This is a genomic window from Salinispora cortesiana (genome assembly GCF_000484695.1).
GTDB lineage: Bacteria > Actinomycetota > Actinomycetes > Mycobacteriales > Micromonosporaceae > Micromonospora > Micromonospora cortesiana.
Genome location: NZ_AXVR01000033.1, coordinates 16,896 through 39,678, shown reverse-complemented (window position 1 = coordinate 39,678; position 22,783 = coordinate 16,896). Strand labels below are relative to the sequence as shown.

The window sequence follows — 22,783 nt, the reverse complement described above, 5'->3', positions numbered from 1 at the left end:
ACGAGCACCTCCCGCGGGACGGGGCCCCGACGCCCCGACCGTGCGTCGGGCCTGGTCAGGCCCGACGTCGCCCCCGCCCACGACGACGCCGCCCCGGACCACGACGGGGGCGACGGGCCAGGCGCACGAACAGCACCACCAGCCCACCCACCCCGACCACGGCCGCGACCAGCAGCGGCCCGGGGCCGGTCAGCCCGTCCGGGAGCGAGTCGTCGGCGGCGGGCCGCGCATCGGCGGCCACGGGCGGGGCGGACGGCGAGGCGGTCAGCTCACCCGGCTCGACGAGTCGACCGACCGACGCGTCCTGAGGCAGCGCGAAGCCCCAGTCGAGCAGAGCGGCACCCTGCTCCCAGCCACGCAACGGCCGCGCCTCGGCGCCCAGCAACGTGACCACCAGGCGCCGGCCCGCACGCTCGGCCGCGCCGACGTACGTGTGCCGGGCCAACGTGGTGAAGCCGGTCTTGCCACCGAGAGCCCCCGGATAGTGGTCGATGAGGGAGTTCCCGTTCTGGATCTGGAAACCCTTCCTGCCGAGCGCCTCCTGGTCGGGGATCTGGTGGGTTTCGGTCAGCGCGTACCGCTGGAAGGCCGGCTCGGCAAAACAGGCCCGGGCGATCAGCGCGAGATCGTACGCGCTCGTGAACTGGCCCGGCCCATCCAGCCCGGACGGTGTGACCGCATGCGTCTGCCGAGCTCCCAGCTGCTCGGCGAACTCGTTCATCGCGCGGACGCCCCCGGCCCGGCCCTCGGCACCACCCCCGAGGCGGGCGAGGACATTCGCCGCGTCGTTGCCGGATTGCAGCAGCAGGCCAAGCCAGAGCGTCTCCACCGGATACTGCCCGCCGACGAGCAGGCCGACCGCCGACGAGCCGGGCTCGATGTCCAGGTCCTCCTTCGTCACCTTGACCACCTGCTGCGGGTCAAGGTCTGGCAACAGGGCGGCGGTCAGCAGCAACTTCTGCACACTCGCCGGGGTGGCGTACTCGTGCGGGCCACACGCACCCAGCACGTCACCGGTGTCAAGGTCCGCGACCAGCCATGAGGTCGCGGTCACCTCGGGCGGCTGGGCACCATCAGCCGGCACCACCAGGCCGGGGGTGGCCAGCGCCGCACCGCCGACCACCTGGTCCTGTGCCACCGCCGGCGGCGGGGAGGTCCGGGGCGGCCGGGACGGTGTCGACGCCGGCACGCTGGCCTGCGGGCACGGCACCACCGTCGGCGTGGGTGCGGCGACGGCCGACGCGGGCACCACGACGGGGAGCAGCAGGACGCTTGAGGCAGCGGCCAGTAGCCGATTTCTCACGTCCGGGATCCTAGCTAATAAAGATCAGCAAACCGGACACGGGCACCATAACCGCCACCGGGAGTCGCGCTGCCGTGGCCGGCCTCAGGTCAACGGCCGCTTGAGGTGATAGCGGTGCACCTCGGTGCTGCCCTGGACATTGTTCACGTCCTCGCCCGCGGCGACCAGCTCCCACCCCTCACGCCCGACCCGGTTGAGGTGGGCGATCGCGGTGTCGCCGTAGGTGGTGACATCTCGGCGGGATCCGTCTGGGCCATACCAAACGAAGCTGACGTGAAAGTTGCGGCCCTGCCCTTGGTAGCGGCGGACCAGCAGTGCGTATTCCCAAGCGACCATGGGCTCCATTATGGGCGTCCATCGAGGACCGCACATAAGGGGGTGGTCACTCCTTGACATTCGATGGACGCGAAGAGTCAGCGCGCCCCTGGTCCCGAGTCCCGCCGCGTCACCTCGCCCGCGACGAGCGCGGCGAGCCGATCCAGCCCGCGGTCGATGTCGTCCCGGGTGACCGCGCTGACCGACAACCGCAGCGCGTACACCGGCGCACCGTCGCCGTAGAAGTGCGCCATCGGGGTCCACAGCACCCCGTACTCCCGGGCGGAGCGGTGCAGCAGCGCGTCGTCCACCGGAAACGGCACCGTGACCACCACGAAGAACCCGCCGGCGGGCACTGTCCAACCTACTGACGAGCCGGCCGGGAACCGACGAGCCAAGCCGTGAACCAGGTGACGCAGGTTGTCGGCGTAGACGGCGCGCTGCCGGACCGTGGCCGTCACCAGGCTGCAATCGTGGGCGAGGAGCACACCACCGACCACCGCCTGGGCCACCGGCGAGGTGTTCACCGAGACCATGCTCTTGACCTTGGCCAGCTGGTCGGCGAGGAGGCCCTTCCCCCCGTCGGCATCCACCACCGGCTGGTCGGCCACCACGTAACCAACCCGTGCGCCGGGTAGCACCGTCTTGGCGAACGACCCCAGATAGACCACCCGACGATCGGTGTCCAAGGCCTTCAACGTGGGCAGCCGCCGGCTCTCCGTGGCCGGGAAGAGTCCGTAGGGGTTGTCCTCGAGCAGCAGCAACTCTTCCTCGGCGGCCAGGTCCAGCAGCGCCCGCCGGTCGGCCAACGAAAGGCTGGTACCCGACGGATTGGCAAAGTCTGGCATCAGATAGCAGGCACGCGGACGCAGCCCCTCGGCCCGGGCCCGATGCACCTGAGCACGCAGGTCCGCCAGGTCCACCCCGGAGTCCGTCGTCGCCACCGGGCGAACCGGAAGGTCCAGCAGCCGCGCTGCGCCGGTGAGCCCCACATAGGTCGGCGCCGCCGCCAGCAGGACGTCCCGAGGATCGGCGCGCAGCGCCCGTAGCACCAGGAACATCGCCTCCTGGCACCCGACGGTGACCACGATCGCCTCCGGGTCGACCGTGATCCCCTCGTCCACGGCGAGGTTCCGGGCGACCAGGTGGTGCACGATCCCTTTGGTCCGCCCGTACTGGAACAGGGTGCGATGCACCTGCACCGGGTCCTGCCCAAGGTCATCGACCAGGTGCTGCCGAAAGAGATCCAGGTACCGGTGCAGCGCCGAAAACTCGAAGAACTCCTCATACGGCCGGCCCGCGGCAAGCGACACCGCGTCCGGGTAGTCCTGCGCCACCTCGTTGAGGAAGTTCATCGAGTTCAGAGCCGGATCCTCGAGCGCCGGATGCAGGTCGGCCAGGTGTAGTTCCACGATCACTGCACCGTCGTCGTCCGCAGGTGCCGTGCCGCCGCCACGTCGGCGCACCCCGCCAACGTGAGCGCGTCCCGAAACTCCTCAGCCAGCAGCGACAGGGCCTTCTCGGCACCGGTGCGGCCACCGGCCGCCAACGCCCAGAGCAGCGGGCGACCCACCAGGACACCCTGCGCGCCGAGGGCAAGGGCCCGCAGCACGTCCGTTCCGCCGCGAACACCGCTGTCCAACAACACCTCACAGCGGTCGCCCACCGCGTCAACGACCGCCGGCAGGGCGGTCGCGGTGGCCGGTGCGCCGTCAAGCTGGCGGCCCCCGTGGTTGGAGACCACCACCGCGTCCGCTCCGGCCGCCACCGCGCGGACGGCATCACCCGGATCGAGCACCCCTTTGACAATCAGCGGGACCGCGGTCCGCTCCCGCAGCCACTCCAGGTCATCCCAGCTCACGGCCGGCGCGAAGACCGCACCGGTGTGCGCGGCCACCGCGGACACGCCCGGGGCCGCCGTGTGGGCGAGGTTGTCCCGGCCGGTGGGTAGATTCGCGGCGACCACATCCGCGGGAATGGCGAACGAGTTGCGCAGGTCCCGCAGCCGACGGCCGAGAATTGGCACGTCCACGGTGAGCATCAGCGCGGTGCAGCCGGCCGCCTCAGCCCGGTCCAGCAGGTCGGCCACGAGCCCCCGGTCCCGCAGCCAGTACAGCTGGAACCACACGTCGCCACCGGCTCGCGCGACCTGTTCGATCGGGACGCTGCCGAGCGTGCTGGCCACATACGGGATGCCAGCCGCGCCGGCCGCCGCGGCAAGGGCCACCTCCCCGTCGGGGTGCAACAGGCGCTGATACGCCATCGGCGCGACCGCCACCGGCAGCGCATGGACGGCCCCCAACAGCCGGGCCTCGGTCGACGGCGTCGGCGAACCGCACAGCACGCGGGGCAACACGCCGGTCCGGTCCAGGTCTCGTCGATTCGCAGCCAGCGTCGTCTCCGCGCCGCTGCCACCGGCCACGAAGTCCCACACCTCCGGCGGTAGTACCGCGCGGGCGAGGTCGGCGAAGTCGGAGAGCGCCACCGGCGGTTCGCCGGGCTGCGCGACCGGCGGCTCAGCCATCGTCGGCCGGTGTCCGACGGAGGCGGCGGCGCAGGAAGGTCGCGGCCGCGGCCTGAGCCTCCTGCCCCGCAGCGAAGACGCCGGGCATGGTGAAGAAGCCGTGGACCATGCCCGCGTACCGGGTGAGGACGGTCTGCACGCCGGCGACGCGGAGCCGGTCGGCGTACCGTTCGCCCTCGGCACAGAGCGGGTCGTGCTCGGCGGTGACCACGAACGCCGGCGGCAGACCGGTCAGGTCGTCGGCGAGTAGCGGCGACGCGAGTGGGTGCTGGGCGTCGGTCGGGTCGGCCAGGTAGTGGGACCGATACCAGGCGACCGAGCGGCGGTTGAACAGCAGCGGATCCTCGCCACCGGGCGGCTCGATCGTCTGGTCGGTGTTCGGGTAGACCAACAACTGCGCTATCAGTCCGGGACCGTCCTTCTGGGCCAGCAGTGTGACCGCGGCGGCCAGGTTGCCACCCGCGCTGTCCCCGCCCACCGCGAGCCGCTGCGGGTCCGCGTCGAAGTCCGCTGGATGCGCCGCGATGTGGCGCAGGGCAGCGTGGCAGTCGTGCACGGCCGCCGGGAACGGGTGCTCGGGAGCCAGCCGATAGCCGACAGTGATCACCTGGCAGGGCACCGCATTGGCCAGTCGCCGGCAGACCCCGTCCGCGGTGTCGATGCTGCCCAGCGTCCACCCACCGCCGAAGAAGTAGAGCAGTGTCGGCAGCGGCCCGGTCTCGGCGGGGCGATATATCCGGACCGGTATGTCACCGGCCGGTCCGGGGACGCACGCGTCGCGTACCTCGTGGACCGGCTCGACCGGGCCGGAGCCGGCCCGGATCGCGGCGAGGTCGGCCGCACGGGCCTCGGCGAGGGTCTGCGTGTACAGCGGTGGGGTGCTGGCCGCCGCGCGGTTCGCCCGGTACGTCTCCGCCTCAGGATGCAGGCTCACGGCCACCACCCCGTACCGATTGGTCGCTCACTCACGGATGCTCCCTTCCCCCCGGGCTGACCGAGAGTTTGTCGATTCCACGCAGGAAGAGGCTGCCGCTGTACACCGGCTGCTCCAGAATTCGCAGCCGCGGGAAGCGGGACAGCAGCCGGGGCAGCGCCAGCCGGCCCTCCAGCCGGGAGACCGCAGCGCCAAGGCAGTAGTGCAGGCCGAGACCGAACGCCAGCGACGACGGACCCCGCCGCCGGGGATCGAACCGGTCCGGTTCTGGGAAATGGGCCGGGTCCCGGTTGGCGGCGGCGATCAGCAGCAGAACGTTCTGGCCCTGAGGGATCGGCACTCCGCCGAGCACCGTGTCCCGGGGCGCGGCGCGGGCCAGCAGATGCACCGGCGTCTGCAGCCGCAGAATCTCGTCAACGGCACCAGCGGCCAGCTCCGGGTCGTTGGCCAGCGCAGCCGCCAACTCCGGATGCGCCAGCAGCACCGGCAGGCCATTGCTGAGCAGGTAGACGGTGGTGACGAAGCTGGCATTGAAGAGCACGACCAGGTTGCTGATCAACTCATCCTCGGTCAACTCGACACCACCCGCGTCGACCGCCTCCACCAGCCCGCTGATCAAATCATCGCCCGGTGTTCGACGACGACGCGCGAGCAGTTCGCCGTAGAAGGCGCGCAGTTCGGCCCCGGCGGCGTTCGCCGCTGCCAGCCGCTCCGGTGTCTTGCCGGCCACGTCCAGGAACGCGTCGATCCGGTCCACCCGCTCCCGGTACCAGGCCAACTCGGTCGCGGGAATCCCGATGAACTCGGCCATCACCCGAGCTGGCAGCGGGTACGCGAACTCGGCGACGAAGTCCACCTCACCCGGCCCAACATCGGCCATCCGGTCCAGCAGTTCGTCGGTCACGCGGTTGATCACCGGTTCCAGGGCACCGAGCCGACGCGGTGTGAAGGTGCCGGCGAACACGTGCCGCATCCGGCCATGATCGGGAGGGTTGATGAACATCATCGACGACTGGAGGGTCCGGAGTATCTCCTGTTCCGTCCAGTCCGGTGGCGGCTGCTTGAACCACTCCGGGTCCCGCAGCACCGCAGCGACCAGGTCATAGCCGACCGCCACCGCAGCGACCCGCTGACGCTCCGGTCGCGGCGCCAGGGCGGCGATCGCTCCCTGCGCATGGAGGTCGGCGTAGACGGGATAGGGATCCTGCCGGCCCTGCGCGCTGTAGAGACGGGCTAGCAGCCCTTCGACATCCAGCACGGCACCTCCTCACGATAGGGCGGTTCGGGCGACGGACTTCTCCGCCGCCCGAACCGATGTCACAGACCGAGCAGGCGCAACGACACCGCGCCGGCCATTGCCTCGCTACCGGCGTCGTTCGGGTGAATATGGTCGCCCGAGTCGTACGCCGGCAGCAACCGGCTGGGCTGCTCCGGGTCACGCAGCACCCGATCGAAGTCAACGACTCCGTCGAACTCCTTGCTGGTACGCAGGTACTCGTTCACCGTCTGCCGGGTTTCTTCCTTCTCCGGCGTCCACACACCCGGCTCGCCGTGACCCTCGTAAGGCGTCAACGTGCCCACCAGGCTGCGCAGGCCACGTGCCTTGACCTGCTGGTTGATCTGCCGGAGCGAATGAATGATCGCCTCGGCGGAGTCGTCGGACATCCAGATGTCGTTGATACCCAGGTGCGTGATAACGGCTTGGGCATCGTTCTGGGCGAAGATGTCCTCGTCGAGCCGGGCGAGCGCGTTCGGCCCCAACTCGTTGTAGCCGGGGAAGCCGCCTGCTCCCGGCTCCGGACCCTCGTGGTTGAGCCGGTTCCCGGCGAGGCTCATGTTGAGCACGGCCGGGGTCCGGGAATCCGGGCGGGCGTCGATAAACCGGTCGGCCAGCAGATCCGGCCAGCGCTTGTTGGCGTTGACCGTGTTGCCGATACCGTCGGCGATCGAGTCACCGAAGACCACCACTGAGCCGGGGCTCTTGCGGCGCTCTACATCGACACCGGACAGGAACAACCAGCAGCAGTCCGAGAGCCTTCTCAGGCCGGCACCCGAATCCGAGGTGACATCATCGTCGCCGATGAAGCTCGTCTGGCGGGACTGGCCGTGGAAGGTCACCAGGCCGGTCAGGACCGGGTAGTAGACCGAGATCACCAGGTCCTGCTGGTCACCGATCGGGAAGTCGATCGGGTCGCTGATCAGCTCGGCGCCCTGGTTCATCGTCGCCGAGGTTGACCCACCGAACGTGAGCTCCCGCAGCGTACTCGGGTCGATGTCGGACAGATCATCGGGAGTCGTCTCGTCCGGCCGAGCGATTGTCGCCCGGCCGATCTGGATGTCCTTCTCGCCGTACATGTTGCTGAATCGGACCCGTACCGCCGACCCACCCACGGTGGTGTGCACGATGTTCCGGATCGTCTGATTCTCAAAGCCCGTGTTGGTCGGGCCGCCCGAATTTCCCCCGGCCACCGCGGTCGCCCAACTCGCGGACCAGGTCTTCTTGCCGTGCCTTGCTACTTCGGCGGCCGACTCCGCGTTCGCCACCACGCTGGGCGTACCCACCATAAGCAGCGCCGCGGCAGCCGCCACGAAATGCCATTTCCTCGGGGTCGACATTGAACCTCCATTGTTGGCAGCCCAGCGTCCGGCCCGGCCACTGCCGGGGCTCAACTGGGCGTGCTGCGGAACGTATCCGCCGTCGCGCGGAGGCGTCAATCAACCTGATCGACGTGATCACGTGTCCTGCTGGCCTGGTCGAAGGCCCCCTTCGGCTCGTGTTCATTTCCGTTGTCTGCCCTAGGCTCACAGGTGGTGGCGCGGTCGCCCGCGGCCCGCACCGTGCCCCGGGAACCCACCCTGGGCACATCGCTGCCATGGATGGGGGCGTCCGGATGGCCGACCGACCGCAGCCGGGCTACGTGCACCAGGCATTGGCACTCTTTGCCGAGTTTGGTGACCGTGCGGCAATCGTTGCCGGTGCGCGACGACTCACCTACGCCGACGTGCATACCCAGGTACGCGGATTCGCCACGACGCTGCTCCACCATGGAATCCGACCCGGTGCCGCGGTGCTGGTGTCGCTCGGGAATCCGGTCGAGGGCCCGCTGCTTCAGCTCGCGCTGCACCTGCTTGGCTGCCGGACGATGTGGATCGCTCCGGTGACGTCCCGTCGGGAGATCGGGGAGTTCGTCGAACTCGCCCGGCCCGACGCCCTGCTCTACGACGCCCGCGACCCGGCCAACATTGGGGCAGAGTTGGCCACGGGGCTGATTGACCGGCCGGTGCTCCGCCTCGGCGTGGACCTGGTCCCCGCACCGGACGTCGCCGACCTGCCCATCCCGGTGCCCGCAGCGGAGTCTCTCCTGCAGACCTCCGGCACCACCGGCACCCCGAAGCTGGTGCAGCACCAGGAGAGCTTCTACGCCCAGGTCCTCGCCCTGGCCGCCGGCTTCCGCACCGCCGGAATGCCGCTGCTGCGGCACCTGTCCTACTCCCCCATGTGGCTGGCCAGCGGCCAGATCACCACCCTGTTCAACCTCTTCACCGGCGGCGTGCTGTTTCCCCGGGAGGGTTGGGACGCGGCGGAGTTCATCCAGACCGTGCCGGCCGAGCGGATCACCTCCACCTTCCTGACCCCGCCGATGCTCTACGAGGTCCTCGATCACCCCGCCCTACCCGGGGTCGACTTCTCCTCGATGTTCATGTTCAACGTGGGCGCCGGTCCCGCCGCACCCGCCCGGCTGCGCCAGGCGATCACCCGTTTCGGTCCGGTGCTGCGCATCGTGTACGGGCTCAGTGAGGCGGTGGTGGTCACCGCGCAGCCGGGCCTGACCGAGGACCCGGCGCACCCGGAGCGCCTGCGCTCCTGCGGGCAGCCGTACGGCGACGTGCGAGTCGAGATCCGTGATCCGGACGGGACGGCACTGCCGCCCGATGTGGACGGAGAGGTATGGGTGCAGACGGCGCTCCGCTTCGTCGGCTACCACGGCAACGCCGACCTGACGGCAGACACTCTGGTCGACGGTTGGATACGTACCCGAGATGTCGGCCACCTCGACGTGGATGGCTACCTGTACCTGGTTGACCGGTTGCAGGACCGGATCCTCACCCGTCGGCGTAGCTGGCCGATCTACTCCCGGCCGATCGAGGACGCGCTGGCGGGACATCCCGATGTCCGGGCGGCGGCGGTGATCGGCGTGCCCGACGAGGTGGCCGGCGAGCTGCCGTACGCCTACGTGGTACTCAAGCCAGGTGCGACGGTGACCGGCGCGGAGCTGATCGACGTGGTGACCGCAGCGCTCAGCGACACCTGGGCACCCGGCGGGGTGGAGTTTGTCGCCGCACTGCCCCTGAATCGCGCCAACAAGGTCGACAAACGTGCCCTGCGGGCAGGATTTGCGGCCAGCCACCCGTCGGCCGTCGAGCACCCGGAGGCGTCGATCGGCCATCGCGCGTGACCCCACGGCGAGAACTGGTCGCGCTCGTCGGCGCCGACCTGCTGTCCAACCTCGGTAGCCGAATCTCGATCCTCGCCATTCCCTGGCTGGTGCTGGAGACAACCGGTAGCCCGGCGAAGATGGGGTTGGTCGCCGCCGCCGAGACCCTGCCCTACCTACTCTCCAGCGGCCTCGGCCCCCCGCTGGCCGACCGGATCGGTCTGCGCCGCACCTCGATCGTCGCCGACCTGGGTAGCGCCGCGCTGATGGTGGCGGTGGCGCTCACCCCGTGGCTCGGCTTCGGCGCGCTGCTGATCCTGGTGGCCCTGGTGGGCACGCTGCGCGGAGTCGGCGACCGGGTCAAGCACGTGATGTTCCGCCCGGCCGCGGAAGCTGCCGGGGTCCGGCTGATCCGGCTCACCTCGATCTACGACGGGCTGTCCCGGCTGACGACCCTACTCGGGGCGAGCGTCGGTGGCCTGCTCATCTGGTGGCTCGGAGCCACCCTGGCGATTCTCGTTGACGCGGCGAGCTTCGCGGTCTGTGCGCTTCTGATTTCCGCCCTGGTGCGTCGCAGCACCGGTAGGCCGACCAGTTCGACGCCGGAACGCTATTCGCGGGCGCTCGTCGGCGGCCTCCGGTATCTCCGGCAGGACCGGACGGTGCTCACCATGCTGCTGGTGATCTCGGCCCTGAATATGGTGGTAAACGCGAGTATCGCGGTCTACATCCCACTCTGGGTGGCAGACGTGTTAGGCAACCCAGCCGGGCTGGGGCTGGTGCTCGGTGCCTTCACCGCCGGATCCCTGCTGGGCAACGTGCTGTTCACCAGCTTCGGCTCGCGGCTTCGCCGGGACCTGACCTTCGCGATCGGCGCCGCCGTCAGTGGCCCACCCCGCCTGCTGGTCCTGGCCCTCAGCGACAACCTCACGGTGGTGGTCGTGGTGACCTTCGTTTCCGGAGTCGGCATCGCCGTGGTCAACCCACTGCTCGGGGTCGCGCTCTACGAGCGTCCCCCGGCCGAGCTCCAGTCCCGGGTGATCGGGCTGGCCGGTGCGCTTGCCTTCGCCGGCCTACCCCTGGGTGCGCTACTCGGTGGCGCTTCCGTCACCACCCTCGGCCTCGAGTCCGCACTGCTGACCGCGGCCCTGTTCATCTTCACCGCCACCGCTGTTCCCCTCGCCGCCGTCCTGCGCCGGCTGCGGACGGAGACGCCGTTGGCCGACACCTCCGGCCAAGGACCGATCTCCGCTTAGCGCCCCGGCGTCTCCTGCGCTAACGTCCGAACATGGCAACGATGCACAGCGAAGCCACCGACCCTTACTGTCTGCGGGCGCAGGAGAGCCAGGCCCTGCTCCAGGGGCATCCATGGCGACGCTTCGTGGTGCTGGGCGACAGCGTCGCGGAAGGGCTCTGCGAGCCGGTCGACGGCTATCCGGATGTGCAGTTGGCCGACCGGATCGCGGCCGAGCTGCGCGCCCGAGCACCGGAAGTCGCCTACCGCAATCTCGGGTTGCGCGGCCTGCGGGCCTACCAGGTCCGGGCCAGCCAGCTCGGCCCGGCACTGGAGTTCGAGCCGGATCTCGCCCTGGTCGTCTGCGGCGGCAACGACGCGTTCCGGCCCAGCTACGACGCCGCTGCGGTGGACGCCGAGATCGCCCGGATGATCGAGGCACTACAGCAGGCCGGGGCGACGGTCATCACGGTGGGAATGTTCGACGTGTCGCATAGCCCCGCCGTGCCCGAGGCGCGCCGCGCCGGCCTCGGTCTACGCCTGCGCCGGCTGGCCGAACACACCCGTGCGGTGGCCAACCGTATGGGCACGGTCCACGTGCACCTGACCGACCACCCGCTGACCGCCGACCCCTCCATCTACAGCAGCGACGGCCGCCATGGAAGTGCCCGCAGCGACGCCATCGCCGCCGCGGAGACGCTCCGTCGCCTCGCGGACCATCTCGGTACGACGAGCACTGACCGGAGCAGCCTCCGCTGACGCGGCGGCCAGCGCCGACCGGAGCGGCCGCAGCTGACAAACCGCCTCCACTAACAGAGCGGCCTCCGTTGACGGGGCCGGCTCCCGGTGGGAACGACCCCGCACAACCGGTCAGGACGGCGGCGAGTCCGTCACCAGCAGACCGGAGATGAGCACGCCGCGGGCCAGGTTGAGCACTCCCGCGCTACCGGGGTAGCCGATCCGCACACAGGCGCCCGCCGGCTGACGGCCGAAGAGATACGGGGCGATGCTGTACGGCACCTCCGCGGTGACCAGTTCCCCGGTCTCCATGTGCACGAACTCCACCGGCACGTCGTCGGCGCGCACATAGCGTTGCAGAATGAAGCCGCCCTGCCGGGCAAACCGGCCCACCGCCTCCCGCCAGGTGTCCGCCTCGGTTTCCCGGCCGATCAGCACGTCCACCCCGGCGGATCCTCCGGACGGTTTGACCACCAGGTCGTGCCGGTCCGCCACCGCCTGCTCGACCAGGTCCGGAGTGAACAGCCAGGTCTGCGGCACATACCGGTGGATCAGATCCCGGTCAGCCGTCGGCAACGCATCAGCGTCCGCCCAGAGCCAGGCGAGCACCTGCTTGTTCCCGAGCAGCCACGCTGCCGCCGACACCCACATCGGTACGGCTCCTGCCCGCACCGCCGTCTCCAGGGCGTCTGCCCCGGCGCTTGGCGTGAGGCGGTTCGGTACGAAGAGCCGGAACAGCCCGTCAACCGGGGCGCCCCGGATGACCAGCCGCCCCTCGGTGTCCCGGGTGGCCTCGGAAACCGGTGCAACGACCAGATCCAGGCCGGCTACGGCGGCGGCGCGGTCAACCACCGGTGCCAGCTTCCGGTAGAAGCGCGCCGGGTCCTCCAGCCCCGGATACTCGGCGTCAAAATCGATCAACAGTGCGAGCCGCGCCCCGGCCGCCAGGCCAAGACCGTCCCGAATCGCCGCGAACCGCATGTCCACCGCGGAGGGCGCCGGTTCCATCCGGACCCGGTCGAGGCCGCGCCGCCGATAGAGATCAGCGAAACGACGCACCGTCGTGTCCGCGTCGAGTGCCCCGCCGAGGCTACTGTCGATGTTGTACTCCACCACCCGCGGCACTCCGTCACTCAGCAGCACGTCCGGGCGGAACCCGGCCAGCAACGCCTCCGTGAGCGGCTCGGCCTCGTCGAGCAGCCGGTTCTGCCCCACCGGCATTCCGAGTAGGTGGCGCAGCTCCCCTGCCGTCCTGGCCCGCCGCCGACACGACTCGAAGATCAGCTGGGCGAGCCGATCGCAGACGGAGTTGAGCACCCGCAGTGAGACCCGGTCCATCACCGGTGGTCGAGCCAGCCGCCACTGCTGGTTGTATGAAGCCCGGCCGTCAAAGATCTCGCGCCAGGACTCCACCCCGGCGGAGACCAGGTCGGAGCGGAGGTCAGCGGGCAGGTCCAGCCAGGCCTGCGCGGCGGAGGGCCAACGGTAGTCAACATCGATCATGTGGTCATCCATCCTTGCTGACGTGGGCGATGGCCTGCCGCAGCAGCTCACGGCCCGGTTGTACGGCTCGGTCCAGGGCCGGGGCGAACGGCAGCACCGCACCGTCCGGGCGGGTCACCCGACGCGGCGGCGCATGCAGTCGAACCTGTTCGACCACGGTGGCGATGACCTCGCCGGCGATGCCGCAGGAACGGTTGGAGTCGTCCACCACCACCAGGCGCCCGGTCCGGGCCACCGAGGCGAGCAGTCCGTCCCAGTCGAACGGGTAGAGGGTGCGCGGGTCGAAGACCTCCACCGACACCTCGCCGGCCAGTTCGTCGGCGACGGCAAGCGCATCGTGCACCAGATGCCCGACGGCGACCACCGTGACATCGTCTCCGGTTCGATGCACCCGCCCCCGCCCCAACGGCACCGGCGCCGGGTCACTGACCTCGGCGCGGAGCTCCATCGCCGCGGCCGGGGCGAACACCACCACCGGGTCGTCGCAACGGATCGCCGACACCAACAGTCCGTACGCGTCCGCCGGGGTGGCCGGCACCACAGTGGTCACCCCGGCATGGACGAAGAGGCTGTACGGATGGTCGGAGTGCTGCCCCGCCCACCCGGTACGCGACCCGGACCCGGGCACCAGGTAGGTGACCGGCACCGCGCACTGTCCGCCGGTCATCAACGGAAACTTGTGCGCGTGGTTGACGATCTGCTCGAAGACCAGAAACAGCAGTGCGGGGATCTGGAACTCCACCACGGGCCGAGCCCCGACCAACGCCGCACCGGTGGCGAAGCTGGTGAACGCCTGCTCCGAGAGTGGGGTGTCGCGGACCCGCTCCGGGCCGAACCGCTTCAGCAGACCGGCGGTGACCGCCGACGCGGCGACCCGGATGTCCTCCCCGAGCAGGAACACCTCCTCGTCGCGGGCCAACTCGTCGGCGAGCGCCCGGTTGAGCGCCTTGCGGTAGGACAGCCGTGGCATCTATCCACCTCCGGTACGGGCGGTCAGCCCACTGGCGTACAGGTACTCCAGCGCGGTGGCGGGGTCGGGCTCGGGGGCGGCGAGCGCCTGCGCCACCGCCGCCTCGAGCACCGCCTCCACGTCGGCGTCGACCGCCGCCCGCTCGGCGTCCGGCAGTCGGGAGCCGGCGATCTGCACCGGATCCCGGGACCGGCCCCGAGCGACCTCCTCGGGCGAGCGATAGTCGAGGCGGACCGCGTGTTCGAAGGTGTGGTGGGCGTCGAACCGGAAAGTGCGGGCCTCCAGGAACTCGGGACCACCGTCGGCGCGCATCCGGCCAAGGGCGGCCGCGGTGGCGGCGTGCACGATGGCCGGGTCCTGACCGTCCACCGTGCTCGCTCGGATACCGAACGCCTCCGCTCGTGCCGAGATGCTGCCCGCCACCGCGTCGGCCACCGGCATGGTGGTGGCGTAGCCGTTGTTCTCGCAGACGAACAGCACCGGCACCCGCCAGATTGCGGCCAGGTTGAACGCCTCCAGCAGCATCCCCTCGTTGACCGCGCCGTCGCCGAGGAAGCTGACCCCCACCAGGTCCTCGCCGCGCCGACGCCGCGCCCAGACGGCGCCGGTTACGATCGCGCCGCCCGCACCGACGATGGCGTTGGCGCCGAGGACCCCTACGGCGAAGTCAGCCGCGTGCATCGACCCGCCCCGGCCTCGGTTCAGGCCCGTCACCCGACCACACAGCTCCGCCATCATCCGGCCCGGGTCGGCACCCTTCGCGAGCACGTGCCCGTGCCCGCGATGGGTGCCGGCGACCACGTCGTCGGGGCGCAGCGCCGCGCACACCCCGGCCGCGATCCCCTCCTGGCCCAGGTACGGATGAATGCCGCCGACGATGTCGCCAGAGCGGACGAGCTCGATCGCCCGCTCCTCGAACCGGCGGATCAGCCGCACCGTCCGGTAGAGCCGGATCGGGTCGGCTCCGCTCACCCCCGCCCCGCTGCCGCTGCCGGGGCCCCCTTGACCGCGGCGAGGATGTCGTCCCACAACCGGGTGCGGGCGACGAGCGCGGCGTTGACCGTATCCGCGCACTCCTGCCACTTGATGTCGTCGTCGCCGCAGAGGTCGGCAAGCATCTGCATGGCCATGGGCGTGTGCTGCTCGCCATCGACCTCGATGTGTCGCTCCAGGTAGTCAACGAACTGGGTCAGCCGTCCCGACTGGTGGTTGACCGCGACAACCTGGGTGAACATCTCCGGGATCAGATCCTCCCGACCGAACGCGAACGCCGCAGCCTGGCAGTGCACCGGGGTGGTTTCGATGATCCGCCAGGTGGTGCTCGCGAACGCCGCGGACGGGGCGGGCGCTCCGGCCGCAGCCAACGACTCGGTAACCGGGCCGCCGGCGCGCAACAACTCGATCAACTTCTCTACCGGCTTGGTGTCGGCGCCGGCCTCGGTCATGCCCTGCACGTACAACTCGAAGTGGCTGAGGTAGCCCGCGCCCAGCTCGTCGCTCTCCTCCACCATCACGATGTCGTTGATCAGGCGGCGGCTACCGGTCGGCCCGGTCGGGATCCAGGGCACCGTCACGCAGGTGAGCTGCCGTTGCAGCGACTTGAGCAGGGACATGAAGTCCCAGACCGCGAAGACGTGGTGCTCCATGAAGGTGACCAGCGCCGCATGGTTGTCGAGGCTGGCGTAGAGCGGGTGCTTGACCACCCGGTCCCGACTGTCGGCCACCGCCTTTTCCAGCCGCTCGATCCCCGGGTGCGTCTTTCCCCAGTCGTACCGTGACATGACTCAGCCTCCCTGTTTGGCGTGGTGACGCCAGATGACCGGGCAGTATTCGGGATCCGCGTAGTCCGGCCGCCCGTCGTCGGTGCGGCGAACCAGCACGTCGTGGTTGTACGCGGCGTTTTCGCCGGTAGTGAGCGGATACTCCCGCCAGCTGTTGTCGCCGTCCTGCAGGTGCAGTGAGATCGCTTGACGGGGCCGTCCGCTGACGTTCGCACCGCTGCCGTGGTAGGTCCGGCAATGGTGGAAGCTCATGTGACCCTTCGGGATCACCATCGGGATCTTCCGGATTTCGGCGTCGTTGTGTCCGGCGTTGCGGGCCAGCATGTCGTCGAGTTGGTCGTGGTCGCGGTCGGCGAAGTGCCGCACCACGGTGTCGTCGGCACCGACCTCGGCCCACCGGTGTGAGCCGTCGACCATGACAATGGTGCCCAGCTCCTCCCCGCAGTCGTGGAACGGGATGAAGGCGGTCAGCATCTGCTCCGACGACGAGGACGCCCAGTAGTGCTTGTCGAAGTGCCAGGGCACGATGTTCGACGGCTCCCCGTCAATCGGTGGCTTGAGGATCAGCGTGGACTGGAAGATCCGAATTTCGTCGGCCTGTGCCAGTCGGGCGGCGACCGCCCCGATCAGCCGCTTGCGCAGGATCGCGCCGAGCCCGTCGTGCTCGTGGTGGACATAGTCGTTGTGCCGCTGCACCGCACCCTTGGCCGGCTCCCAGTAGGCGAGCTTCGGGGGCCGTACCGGTAGTCGGCGGTGCCGCTCACCGGCGTAGTACCGGTCGGTAGCCGCGGCGAGGGCGTCCACCTCGTCGTCGGTGAGCAACTTCTTTGACAGATACCAACCGTGCTCGGCATAGAACGCCACGTCCTCGTCGGACGGGAGCAGCGCCATCTCCTCGTCGGTCAGACGTGAATCGAAATCAGTAATGGTCATCCCGTCACCTCCTGAGTAGCGGCCGGACCTCCGGCGGAGGCCGCCACCGCCAGTTCCCGCTCCTTGGCCTCGTAGAGCGCCTTGATGTTGCCGCTGCCGAAGGTTCGCGCCCCGCGCCGCTCGATCAGCTCCAGGAAGAGCGTGCGGCGCACGTGCATCGACTCCGTGAAGATCTGCAGCAGTTGGCCGTCGTGGTCCCGGTCAACCAGCACCCCGAATTCGCGCAACTGCTCCACGGACCCGTCGATCTTGCCGACTCGGGTCTCCAGGTCGTCGTAGTAGGCGGCCGGGGTGCCCGCGAATCGCACCCCGCGCTGGCGCAGCGCGCCGATCGCCGCGATGATGTCGTCGGTCCGCAGCCCGAGGTGCTGCACGCCCGCGCCGGAGTGCTGGGCGAGGAAGGCGTCGATCTGCCCAGCCCGCCGGCCGGTGTCCGGTTCGAGCAGCACCAACGTCACCCGCCCGGACCGGCTCTGCACCACGGTGGAGTTCATCGCCTGGCCGTCGACCTCCACGTACTCGTGGAAGATCTCGTCGAAGCCGAACACCTCCCGGTAGCCGCGAACCGTCTCGGCGAGCTGCCCCGGCGGCACGCACACCGCCAGATGGTCAATCTCGGCGAGCAGGTCCTCGGCGCCACCTACCGGCGGCAACTCCGTCAGGCCCGGCAGGAAGTCACCACCGCCTCGACGGCGCTCGACCAACCGGTGCCGCACATCGGCGAACCCCGCCACCTCGGCGATGACGACCTCGGCGTCTGCACTGGTGATGGTGGTCGGCGGAAGCTCACCGACCGCGCCCCGGGCGAGCAGCTTGGCGTACGCCTCGGCGGCGTCGTCCACCGCCAGGGCGACCACAGCGATACCGTCGCCGTGTCGCCGCACATACGCCGCCGCCGGATGATCGGCGGTCAGCCCGGAGGTGAGCAGCAACCGGATGTCGGCGTGCCGCAGCAGCAGCGACCGCTGACCGATCAGCCCGTTCTCCGGGCCACCCTGGGCGCGCGGCCGTAGCCCCACCGCGTTGCCGAAGTAGGCGGCGGCCTGGCGGGTGTCGTCTACGTAGATTTCGATGTGGTCTATTCCACGGATGTCCATGTCCCAGCCTTTCCCACAGTTCCCCCGCGCTGGTCGTACGGGCGCTCCGCCCGCGAAAGTTGCACCGTCAAGTCCGCGGCCGGGTGGCCCGCGCGAGCAGCAGACTCACGTTCTGCCCCCCGAAACCGAAGGAGTTGGTCAGCGCATAGCCGGTCTCGGTGGCCCGGGGCTCCTTACGGATGTGATCAGCCGAGCACGCCGGGTCCGGGTCGTCGAGGTTCCAGGTCGGCGGAAGCAGGCCCCGCCCGAGTGCCAGGGCGGTCGCCGCCGTCTCCAGCACTCCAGAGGCCCCCAGCAGGTGACCGGTGAGGGCCTTGGTGGAGCTGACCGGTACCCCGTTCGGGCCGAAGACCTCGGTGAGTGCCGTGGTCTCGGCGATGTCGCCAAGTTTGGTCCCGGTGCCGTGCGCGTTGACGTAGCCGACTTCGGCCACCGGCACCGGCCCGCGGCGGCCGGTGAGCGCCCGCCGGATGGCCTCCGCCGCGCCGGTGCCGTCGGGCCGGGGTGCGGTCGGGTGGTAGGCGTCGGTCGTCACGCCGTACCCGGCGATCTCCGCATACCCGGTAACCCCCCGGGCCGCGGCATGGGCGGCGCTTTCCAGCACCAACAGCGCCGCTCCTTCGGCGAGTACGAACCCGTTCCGGCGAAGGTCGAACGGTCGGCTGGCCTCGGTCGGGTCGGCCCACCCGCGGGCAAGAGCCCGGGCGTTGCCGAAGGTGTCCGCGAAGGTCGGGAAGAGCGGCGCCTCGCTGGCCCCGCAGAGCACCACGTCGGCCTCGCCGGCCCGGATCAGCCGAACGGCGTCGGCGACCGCCTGGACACCAGAGGCGCAGGCGGTGCCGACCGAGGAGCTGTAGCCCCGGATGCCGTGCCGGATCGCGATCCGGGCCGACGGCATGTTCGGCAGCACCCCGGTGAGCAGGTACGGGCTGACTCCCGCTCGCCCCCGGGCCGCCCGGGTGAGCACCTGCGTCTCCAGGGTGGCCAGTCCACCGACCCCACCGACGATGACCGCCGTTCGCTCCGGGGCAACATCCCGGCCCACCTCGAGGCCGGCATCGGCGAAGGCATCCGCGGCGGTGAGCAGGGCGAGCAGCACGATTCGGTCCAGGACCTTGGTGTCCGGACCGGACGACACCGACCGCGGGTCGATCGCCGGCAGCACCCCGGCCACCTCCAGGCTTCCGGCGGCGGGGTGGTCAGCCGGCGGGCGGACCAGCCCGGAGCGGCCGGTGCACAGCGCCGTAAAGGTGGCCTCGACCCCCCGGCCCACCGGGGTGTGCAAGCCCATCCCGGTGATGACCGCGGTCATCGGGACGCCTCGCTCAGGTAGCGTTCCCGCAGCGCCACCTTGCGGACCTTGCCCGTCACCGTGACCGGGATGTCGGCGGAGCGGACCGGCACCACCCGCCGTAGGGTCGCCCCGACCTCCCCGCCCAGCGCCTCCCGAACCGCCGCGGTGCGGTCCGTGGTCTCGTCCGCGTCGGTGGCCAGTTCCAGCAGCACGTCGGTGACGACACCGGCCGGCTGGCGCACCATGACCACCGTGCAGTCGGTGACATCGGGGCAGGCGGCGAGGATCCGCTCCTCGGAGAGCGCGGTGTAGAAGCGCTTCCCGTCGGCTGAGTCGACCGAGTCGACCGCCCGGTCCAGGTGGTAGTACCAGCCGTCGGCGTCGGCGTAGACCAGGTCCCCGGTCAGGTACCAGCCGCGCTGACGGTATCGGTGGGTGGTGACCGAGTCGTTCCAGTAGCCGCGGAACAGCGACGGCGAATCGATACCCAGCCAACCGGCCTCGCCCGTGGGCACCGGCTCGCCCGCCGCATCCAGCACGGCGACCTTCGTGAATTGGTACGGCCGGCCGATACACCGTCCGTACCGGTCGGTCTCCTGGGTGTGGGTGATGTGGAACATGGAGTGTCCCATCTCGGAGGAGCCGAGACCGTCGATGAACACCGAGCCCGGTACCCGGGTGACCCCCGTGCGGGTCATCACGTCCCGGGAGCCGACCGCGACCAGGTGCCGGATGTGTGGCTCGTGCGACGAGTCGCCGGTGTTGAACCACAGCCGCACCGATTCCAGGTCGTACCCGGCCAGGTCGCACCGGGCCAGCTCGGCCCAGGTGACCGAGAAGCCGAACACCCCGTCCGGTCGGCAGCGTTGGATGGCGTCGAGAACCCGCTCTCCACCTTGTTCGGAGAGGAGGAGCATCTCCGCGCCGTTACCGAGCACCTGGTTGACCATGAGCACGGTGGCGGTGTGGGGGGCGGGCAAGGCACTCAGGATCCGGCTGGTGCCCTGCGCCTGCGGCATGCTCAGCAGGTGCCGGGTCGCCGCGAAGAGGCTGGCGTGCGAGTGCAGCACCGCCTTCGGCACTCCGGTGGTGCCGGAGGTGTGGGTGATCACGATCGGGTCGTCCGGGTGGTGCCGGTAGTGGGCGGGCGCCGTGGCCGGGTCACCGCTGCCGGCCTCGGCCGGCGTGCCCAGCACCGGCACTCCAAGATCGTGTCCAGCGAGCAGCGTGCGGTGTGCCTCGTCGGCGAGCACCGCCACCCCACGCAGCCGCCGGATGTACTCGGCGGCGATGGCCGGCTGCAGTTGCCCGTTCATCAGCGCCGGGATCGCGCCTAGCCGGGTCAGCGCGAGGTAGCTCAGCACCATGTCCGCGACCGCCGTGGACCAGACCGCCACCGGGTCACGGGGGCCGATGCCCCGTTCGTGCAGCCAGGCGGCCCGGGCAGCCACCCGACGGTCGAGCTGTCCCAGCGTGAGCGCAGTCTCGGCGGGGTGCCCGTCCAACGGTGTGTCGAACGTCAGGCAGGGCGTGTCCGGGTCGGTGCCGTGCGCAAGCACCCGCTCGAGCACATTCCCGGCGCCAATGTGACTGTCGGCGGCGAGCAGCCCACGGATTCCCCTGGGTCTCATGGTCGGTCTCCTCCCCCCAGCAGCACGGCGACGGCTGACTCCGCATCACCGTCGTCCGGTGCCGTGTCGATCAGGATCAGCAACACCGCGTCGGCGTCGCCGTCGTACAGCAACAGGTCGGCCTCGGCGAACCCGGCCGCCTGCGGGTCGCCGGTCGGCGCGAGGCAGACCACCGGCCCACCCAGCCCCCAGCGGGCGGCCAGATGGCCGACCACACTGTTCGGCACCGACTGGAAGAAGAACAGCGGTCCCGGCCGACGATCAGCGGCCACCGCGGCCCGCACGTACGCCGCACTGGCCTCGTCGCCGGTCGGGCTGACCAGCACGATCGCGGTGCGCTCTCCGTCGGTGACCGGCGCGGCTTGGTACGCCCGGCGCAGGCATCGATCTGCTACCGCCACCACCAGCGGGTTGAACGCCGAGTGGACGAATCCTGGAAGTGGTGGCACCGCTACGTCGCCCGGCTCCGGCCAGGCCGCCTGGGCCCGAACGGTCGGTCCACCCGGGCCGGTCACGTCGCACCCAGCAGCAGGGCGGTGCTCGCACCGCCGAAGGCGGCGTTGAGGGTGAGCGCGTAGCCGGTGGTCGCCGGTTGGGGTGCGTCCCGGATGACGTCGAGTGGGCAGTCCGGGTCCGGTCCGAGCCAGCCGGCGTTCGCCGGCAGCTTGCCGCGCTGCAGTGCGAGCACCGTCACCACCAGTTCCAGCAGGCCAGACGCCTCCAGGGCGTGCCCGTGCAGAGCTTTGGTGGAGCTCACCGGTACCCGCCCGGCCGTCGAACCCAGCGCGGTCCGCAGCGCCGCCGCCTCGGCCGCGTCGCCCGGGCCGGACCCGGTGGCGTTGGCGTTGACGTAACCGATGTCCGCTGGGTCACAGCCGGCACGGACCAACGCGGCGGTGATCGCCCGGGCCAGGCCACGGCCCTTCGGTTCCGGCTGGCATGGGTGGAAGGCGTCACCCGCCCGCCCCCAGCCGAGCAGGCCGGCGATCGGTTGCCGCGCGGTGTCGGCGCGCTCCAGCACCACCGCTGCCACTCCGTCGCCGAGCAGCAGGCCGGTCCGCCCGATGCTGAACGGACGCGCCGCCGCATCGGTGGCCAGCGCCCGGCCGACGTCGAAGAGGGCGTACTGGTCGGGCTCGACCAGGTAGCCGGCGGCGACCACGGCCCGGTCGACCTCGCCGCGACGCAGCAGCACCGCCGCGTCCGCGACCGCGTTGGTTCCCGAGACGCACGCCGTGGTGTACGTGCGCACGGCCGGGAAGCCGGTGGCCGCGGCGAGGCCAGCGCTCAACGCCGGTACGGACCTCCCGCCGTGCACCGCGAGCAGCAGCGCCGCCTCAGCGCGGTGCGACGCAGTGAGCCCCGCCGACCGGCACGCCGCCGTCACCGCCTCGGTCAGTTCGTCGGCGAGCGGACCGACATCCGGCAGGGTGGCCGCCGCGTTGACCCGTCGGGGGCCGGTGTTGAACCGGTGGACCGGCCGGAACGCGGGGACGCCGGCAAGTACCCCGGCCAGCTGTGCCTCGGCACCCCGACCGAGTGCACTGGTCGCGTGGACACCGGTGAGAAGAACATCGGCCGGCTCAACCATCGGCGGCGGCCAGGGCGGTCTGGAAGACCACCAGTGCGTCGTCAACGGTGCGAATCCCGGCGAGCTGGTCGTCGGTGAGGTCGAGTCGCCGGTCATGGCGCTGCTCGACCAGGTGCACGAGCCAGGCCAGCTCCATCGAGCCGATCCGCTCGGGCTGGTCGGTGGGTCGGTCGGTGAGCTGGGCGAGCATGGCCACCAGGTCGCCTCGCCCCAGGTCGGGCTGACCGGCCATCAGGAGTGGTCGCTCGGCGCCCCGGCAAGCCGGTTGGCGACCATCGTGGTGAACTCGCCCACCGTCATCAGAGCCAGCCTCTCCGACTCCTCCTCGGCGAACGTCAGCCCGTACTGGTCCTCGACCCGGACAGCCAGGTCGGCGAGGGCCAGGGACTCCAGGTCCACCCCCGCAGGCCCGAGAGTGGCGTCGTCGTCGACTCCCTCCACGTCGTAGTTCATGTCGGTGAGTTGCTCGATGACGAAGGCGCGGACCTCGGCTCTCATG

General features: G+C 70.5%; 22 protein-coding genes. 3 read left to right on the top strand and 19 right to left on the bottom strand.

The features are described 5' to 3' along the window. Positions 1-55: 55 nt before the first annotated feature. From K228_RS0115470 to K228_RS0115440, 7 genes are all read right to left on the bottom strand, one after another. Positions 56-1,303, bottom strand: a complete 1,248-nt coding sequence (locus K228_RS0115470) for a D-alanyl-D-alanine carboxypeptidase family protein (RefSeq protein ID WP_025619258.1) — start codon at positions 1,301-1,303, stop codon at positions 56-58. A gap of 84 nt (positions 1,304-1,387) precedes the next feature. Beyond that, positions 1,388-1,648, bottom strand: coding sequence for a hypothetical protein (locus K228_RS0115465; RefSeq protein ID WP_025619257.1), 261 nt, complete (start codon positions 1,646-1,648; stop codon positions 1,388-1,390). A gap of 68 nt (positions 1,649-1,716) precedes the next feature. After that, positions 1,717-3,084 (bottom strand): aminotransferase-like domain-containing protein, encoded by a 1,368-nt coding sequence (locus tag K228_RS0115460; protein WP_029723619.1) that lies wholly within the window; start codon positions 3,082-3,084, stop codon positions 1,717-1,719. Further along, positions 3,033-4,142 carry an alpha-hydroxy acid oxidase gene (locus K228_RS0115455; protein ID WP_025619255.1) on the bottom strand — a complete coding sequence of 370 codons (1,110 nt, stop codon included), beginning with the start codon at positions 4,140-4,142 and terminating at the stop codon, positions 3,033-3,035. The genes K228_RS0115460 and K228_RS0115455 overlap by 52 nt, the downstream gene beginning before the upstream one ends. Next, complete coding sequence (locus K228_RS0115450; RefSeq protein WP_025619254.1) at positions 4,135-5,076, bottom strand: alpha/beta hydrolase; 942 nt, start codon at positions 5,074-5,076, stop codon at positions 4,135-4,137. Before K228_RS0115450 ends, K228_RS0115455 begins: the two co-directional genes overlap by 8 nt. A 31-nt stretch (positions 5,077-5,107) precedes the next feature. Further along, positions 5,108-6,334 (bottom strand): cytochrome P450, encoded by a 1,227-nt coding sequence (locus K228_RS0115445; RefSeq protein WP_025619253.1) that lies wholly within the window; start codon positions 6,332-6,334, stop codon positions 5,108-5,110. 59 nt (positions 6,335-6,393) lie between these two features. Beyond that, positions 6,394-7,665, bottom strand: coding sequence for an SGNH/GDSL hydrolase family protein (locus K228_RS0115440; RefSeq protein WP_025619252.1), 1,272 nt, complete (start codon positions 7,663-7,665; stop codon positions 6,394-6,396). Between the two features lie 302 nt (positions 7,666-7,967). Between K228_RS0115440 and K228_RS0115435 the strand changes: the two genes are divergently transcribed. Genes K228_RS0115435 through K228_RS0115425 form a run of 3 tightly spaced genes read left to right on the top strand, consistent with a single transcriptional unit; the run spans position 7,968 to position 11,505 of the window. Beyond that, a complete protein-coding gene (locus K228_RS0115435) occupies positions 7,968-9,533 on the top strand; it encodes a class I adenylate-forming enzyme family protein (protein ID WP_025619251.1) in 1,566 nt (521 codons plus the stop codon). Then, complete coding sequence (locus K228_RS0115430; RefSeq protein WP_025619250.1) at positions 9,530-10,768, top strand: MFS transporter; 1,239 nt, start codon at positions 9,530-9,532, stop codon at positions 10,766-10,768. Before K228_RS0115435 ends, K228_RS0115430 begins: the two co-directional genes overlap by 4 nt. 32 nt (positions 10,769-10,800) lie before the next feature. Then, positions 10,801-11,505, top strand: a complete 705-nt coding sequence (locus tag K228_RS0115425) for an SGNH/GDSL hydrolase family protein (protein WP_025619249.1) — start codon at positions 10,801-10,803, stop codon at positions 11,503-11,505. Positions 11,506-11,616: 111 nt separating this feature from the next. On the opposite strand, the gene K228_RS0115420 is transcribed toward K228_RS0115425, so the two are convergent. From K228_RS0115420 to K228_RS0115365, 12 genes are all read right to left on the bottom strand, one after another. After that, entirely contained in the window at positions 11,617-12,987 is a 1,371-nt protein-coding gene (locus K228_RS0115420) for an ATP-grasp domain-containing protein (protein ID WP_025619248.1), read from the bottom strand. Between the two features lie 4 nt (positions 12,988-12,991). Then, positions 12,992-13,957, bottom strand: coding sequence for an alpha-ketoacid dehydrogenase subunit beta (locus tag K228_RS0115415; protein WP_025619247.1), 966 nt, complete (start codon positions 13,955-13,957; stop codon positions 12,992-12,994). Continuing rightward, positions 13,958-14,929, bottom strand: coding sequence for a thiamine pyrophosphate-dependent dehydrogenase E1 component subunit alpha (locus K228_RS0115410; protein WP_025619246.1), 972 nt, complete (start codon positions 14,927-14,929; stop codon positions 13,958-13,960). Further along, entirely contained in the window at positions 14,926-15,738 is an 813-nt protein-coding gene (locus K228_RS0115405; RefSeq protein ID WP_025619245.1) for a DUF3050 domain-containing protein, read from the bottom strand. Before K228_RS0115405 ends, K228_RS0115410 begins: the two co-directional genes overlap by 4 nt. Before the next feature lie 3 nt (positions 15,739-15,741). Beyond that, a complete protein-coding gene (locus tag K228_RS0115400) occupies positions 15,742-16,671 on the bottom strand; it encodes a phytanoyl-CoA dioxygenase family protein (protein ID WP_025619244.1) in 930 nt (309 codons plus the stop codon). After that, complete coding sequence (gene hppD / locus K228_RS0115395; protein WP_025619243.1) at positions 16,668-17,768, bottom strand: 4-hydroxyphenylpyruvate dioxygenase; 1,101 nt, start codon at positions 17,766-17,768, stop codon at positions 16,668-16,670. The genes K228_RS0115400 and hppD overlap by 4 nt, the downstream gene beginning before the upstream one ends. Positions 17,769-17,835: 67 nt before the next feature. Beyond that, positions 17,836-19,080, bottom strand: a complete 1,245-nt coding sequence (locus K228_RS0115390; RefSeq protein WP_025619242.1) for a beta-ketoacyl-[acyl-carrier-protein] synthase family protein — start codon at positions 19,078-19,080, stop codon at positions 17,836-17,838. Continuing rightward, entirely contained in the window at positions 19,077-20,693 is a 1,617-nt protein-coding gene (locus K228_RS0115385; protein ID WP_025619241.1) for a class I adenylate-forming enzyme family protein, read from the bottom strand. Before K228_RS0115385 ends, K228_RS0115390 begins: the two co-directional genes overlap by 4 nt. After that, positions 20,690-21,208: a beta-ketoacyl synthase chain length factor gene (locus tag K228_RS0115380; protein WP_025619240.1), complete on the bottom strand. Its 519-nt coding sequence runs from the start codon at positions 21,206-21,208 to the stop codon at positions 20,690-20,692. Before K228_RS0115380 ends, K228_RS0115385 begins: the two co-directional genes overlap by 4 nt. After that, positions 21,205-22,284, bottom strand: a complete 1,080-nt coding sequence (locus tag K228_RS0115375) for a beta-ketoacyl-[acyl-carrier-protein] synthase family protein (RefSeq protein ID WP_025619239.1) — start codon at positions 22,282-22,284, stop codon at positions 21,205-21,207. The genes K228_RS0115380 and K228_RS0115375 overlap by 4 nt, the downstream gene beginning before the upstream one ends. Next, entirely contained in the window at positions 22,277-22,516 is a 240-nt protein-coding gene (locus K228_RS0115370; protein ID WP_025619238.1) for a hypothetical protein, read from the bottom strand. The genes K228_RS0115375 and K228_RS0115370 overlap by 8 nt, the downstream gene beginning before the upstream one ends. After that, positions 22,516-22,782, bottom strand: coding sequence for an acyl carrier protein (locus tag K228_RS0115365; RefSeq protein WP_025619237.1), 267 nt, complete (start codon positions 22,780-22,782; stop codon positions 22,516-22,518). Before K228_RS0115365 ends, K228_RS0115370 begins: the two co-directional genes overlap by 1 nt. Between the last annotated feature and the right edge of the window lies 1 nt (position 22,783).

Coding starts and splice junctions, on each gene's coding strand:
- K228_RS0115465 (WP_025619257.1), bottom strand. CDS start 1,648: ATGGAGCCCATGGTCGCTTGGGAATACGCACTGCTGGTCCGCCGCTAC.
- K228_RS0115435 (WP_025619251.1), top strand. CDS start 7,968: ATGGCCGACCGACCGCAGCCGGGCTACGTGCACCAGGCATTGGCACTC.
- K228_RS0115420 (WP_025619248.1), bottom strand. CDS start 12,987: ATGATCGATGTTGACTACCGTTGGCCCTCCGCCGCGCAGGCCTGGCTG.
- K228_RS0115385 (WP_025619241.1), bottom strand. CDS start 20,693: ATGAGACCCAGGGGAATCCGTGGGCTGCTCGCCGCCGACAGTCACATT.
- K228_RS0115390 (WP_025619242.1), bottom strand. CDS start 19,080: ATGACCGCGGTCATCACCGGGATGGGCTTGCACACCCCGGTGGGCCGG.
- K228_RS0115415 (WP_025619247.1), bottom strand. CDS start 13,957: ATGCCACGGCTGTCCTACCGCAAGGCGCTCAACCGGGCGCTCGCCGAC.
- K228_RS0115425 (WP_025619249.1), top strand. CDS start 10,801: ATGGCAACGATGCACAGCGAAGCCACCGACCCTTACTGTCTGCGGGCG.
- K228_RS0115370 (WP_025619238.1), bottom strand. CDS start 22,516: ATGGCCGGTCAGCCCGACCTGGGGCGAGGCGACCTGGTGGCCATGCTC.
- K228_RS0115365 (WP_025619237.1), bottom strand. CDS start 22,782: ATGAGAGCCGAGGTCCGCGCCTTCGTCATCGAGCAACTCACCGACATG.
- hppD (WP_025619243.1), bottom strand. CDS start 17,768: ATGGACATCCGTGGAATAGACCACATCGAAATCTACGTAGACGACACC.
- K228_RS0115405 (WP_025619245.1), bottom strand. CDS start 15,738: ATGTCACGGTACGACTGGGGAAAGACGCACCCGGGGATCGAGCGGCTG.
- K228_RS0115455 (WP_025619255.1), bottom strand. CDS start 4,142: ATGGCTGAGCCGCCGGTCGCGCAGCCCGGCGAACCGCCGGTGGCGCTC.
- K228_RS0115400 (WP_025619244.1), bottom strand. CDS start 16,671: ATGACCATTACTGATTTCGATTCACGTCTGACCGACGAGGAGATGGCG.
- K228_RS0115375 (WP_025619239.1), bottom strand. CDS start 22,284: ATGGTTGAGCCGGCCGATGTTCTTCTCACCGGTGTCCACGCGACCAGT.